Here is a 1,850-nt window from a genome sequence, read left to right as displayed (position 1 = left end):
CCACAAGGATCGTCCCACCGCCCCGCACGCGGTGCACCACAGCCACCGCGTCGTCCTCGGGCAGCAGCAGGTGACCGATATCGGCGTCCGGAGCGACGCGGCGGTACATCGCCTCGCCGAACTCGATGAGGCGCCGCTGCTCCGGCGTCGGCGACAGGGCGTCCTCGGCAGGCCCCGTGTTCTCCTCGCTCATCCCGCTGCCCCGTCCTCGTCGTGGACCGCCGCGAGCGCCGCTGTCAGGTCCGCGTCGCGCATCCCCGGCAGGGCGTACCCCACGGCCTCGTCCCACGGGACGTCGAGGTCGTCCATGTGTACGCGCCACTCGGCATCCGGCAGGGCCCGGCGCAACTCCGTCACGGAATCCAGTACATGGGCGATCACCGGCATCAGACGACCGGGATCGAACGGCATCTTGGTGGATCCGGCGACGATCTCCCGCGGCCCGGTCGCGCGCCGGTCGTACACATACAGGCTCTCCTCGTCGTCGTACGGGAACGACGCCGTGTGCGCGGCGACGACGCGCGCGACGCGGGCCGACTCCGTCTCGGTCAGCGGTGCCGCGCGGTGCGCGCTGTAGTACAGAGAGACGCTCATGACGGAAGCGTACGACCGGGGTGTGACAACGCGGGCCGAGCGCTGGGACCGCCCCGCCCGGGACTGACCGAGCGGGGATCAGACCGGCCGCCTCGGTGATCAGGCGGAAGGTCCGACGCAGACCGGCGGCCCCCTGGCGGGCTGACCGCCGGTCTGCATGCCTGGAGCGGTCCCGGATCAGGGCAGGTCGTCTCCCGCGCCCGCTGCCGGGCCTGAGCAGTCGCCCATCGGTGGCGCCATGCGCCAGGCGCCGGGCATCTGCTGAACGTCAGCCTCCCGTACAGGTCCGCGAGGGACCCTGGTCGTCTGCTGGATGGTCGAGGAGATAGGGGGCCACGAATCCCCGGTAGTCGTCCCTGCGGTCGGACGGCAGGTCCCTCCAGCCGGTGATCCGGCCACGGCATCGTGACGTACCGCAGCGGCACCGGGCGGGGAAGTGCTCGATGGTGTAGTTGCGCATCGCGTAGTCGAAGGTGATCTCCTGGCCGGTCGCGATGGGGAAGCGGGCGAACAGATCGTGGGCCCCGGACGCGTTGAGGCCGATGCCGCATCGCGGGTCGCAGGAGTGGTTCACCCTCGGCACCAGACCGCCGTGGCGGACGAAGCGGGTCCGGCTGATCTGGGACGCATGGGAATCGTTGCCGCCCAGCTCGCTCTCGATCACCCCGGCCAGCACCAGTTCCCCTGCCCGGAACGGCCGGGTGGCGAAGACCCCGGCGCCTTTGCCCGCGGCTTCCCGCAACTCGGCCCCCGAGTCCCGGACCGCCGCCCCGGTCACGGTCGGCGGCGGGACAGCAGCGTACTCACGCTTCATCAAAAGCCCTTCGATGGGTCGGGCGGAACACTTCGCGGGGCCGCGGCGGCAGATCGCGCCGGCGGGCGGTATGGCTCCGTCAGGGAGCAGGCTCCACACAACACCACTGGTCGCCCGGGCACCAGACCTGTACCGGTCTGATCGGCCCAAACCGCCCGGGCCGGTAAATTTCTCGCGGTGTCGACGGCGGGGGCATGGCTCAAGGGCCTGTCCGACGGATCCTGCTGGGCGCGCGTGCGCTGGTGCCGCGCTCCTCCTGGGCCCGGTCGGCCCGGTGGGGGTGCCCCGGGTGGGCGGGCCCAGGGGGCGGACCTCCACGCCGCGCTGTCGTCGGTCGCCGATGGTCCCCCTGCCCTGGGGGCGTGGGAGGTGCCCCAGAGCGCGCCCGGGTACCCCCCGCCCGGTGCCCTGCGGGCATGGGAGGCCCCTCCGCGTGGGCTCT

The 1,850-nt window shown here is 72.4% G+C and carries 3 protein-coding genes; all 3 read right to left on the bottom strand.

Annotation, left to right across the window (positions count from 1 at the left end; genetic code table 11):
- A partial coding sequence (locus ACWF94_RS39755; protein ID WP_453500050.1) for a hypothetical protein occupies window positions 1-193 on the bottom strand: 193 nt, incomplete at its 3' end.
- Window positions 190-594 carry a hypothetical protein gene (locus ACWF94_RS39750; protein ID WP_453500048.1) on the bottom strand — a complete coding sequence of 135 codons (405 nt, stop codon included), beginning with the start codon at window positions 592-594 and terminating at the stop codon, window positions 190-192. The genes ACWF94_RS39750 and ACWF94_RS39755, both read right to left, overlap by 4 nt.
- A 268-nt stretch (window positions 595-862) precedes the next feature.
- Window positions 863-1,408, bottom strand: a complete 546-nt coding sequence (locus ACWF94_RS39745) for an SET domain-containing protein-lysine N-methyltransferase (RefSeq protein WP_453500046.1) — start codon at window positions 1,406-1,408, stop codon at window positions 863-865.
- Window positions 1,409-1,850: the final 442 nt, after the last annotated feature.

The organism is Streptomyces sp. NPDC055078 (assembly GCF_053607985.1).
This window is presented reverse-complemented; position numbering and strand designations above follow the sequence as displayed.